Below are 461 nucleotides of genomic sequence, written 5' to 3' on the forward strand. Positions count from 1 at the left end.
TCCTTCGTGTTCTTCATGCTCTTTTTGCCATGGTTAAGAAGATCCTTAAAGCCGCGTACCTCCTGAGCCTTTCGGCGGCTTGCTTAGCTTCGCCCTGGAGCGAAGAAGATCAAGCGAACCTCGCTCGGCTTTTCTCGATCGCTGAGGAGAACGCGGCCGCGATCATCGCGGCGAATCGTGAGGTTTCAGAGGAACGAAAACGCAAAACGATTTCGGGCCGATTGGCGGAGGCTTCCAGCTTTGGAGGCGGTGCCGTTTACGGTACTGCTGAAAGGCTGGACGACGTTTTGCAGACCGGCACGAGCGAGCGTCTGAATTACTCGCTTGGCTATCGGATTGACCTTTTCAAGCTCGCCTCTCCAAAGATCCGGCTTCCGGAGACGGAGGCGATGAGGCTTCAACTCATGCAAGACCTGAAAGCGGATATCGTGACGGTCTACGCCGAAATCCTGACCTTGAGA

At 55.1% G+C, this 461-nt stretch carries 1 protein-coding gene; it reads left to right on the top strand.

Going from position 1 to position 461, the window contains the following annotated elements; all coding sequences use genetic code 11:
- Nucleotides 1-29: 29 nt before the first annotated feature.
- A partial coding sequence (locus QEH53_RS24025; RefSeq protein WP_309025777.1) for a hypothetical protein occupies nt 30-461 on the top strand: 432 nt, incomplete at its 3' end.

Origin of the sequence: Pelagicoccus sp. SDUM812002 (genome assembly GCF_031127835.1) — a bacterium.
Classification (GTDB): Bacteria; Verrucomicrobiota; Verrucomicrobiia; order Opitutales; family Opitutaceae; genus Pelagicoccus.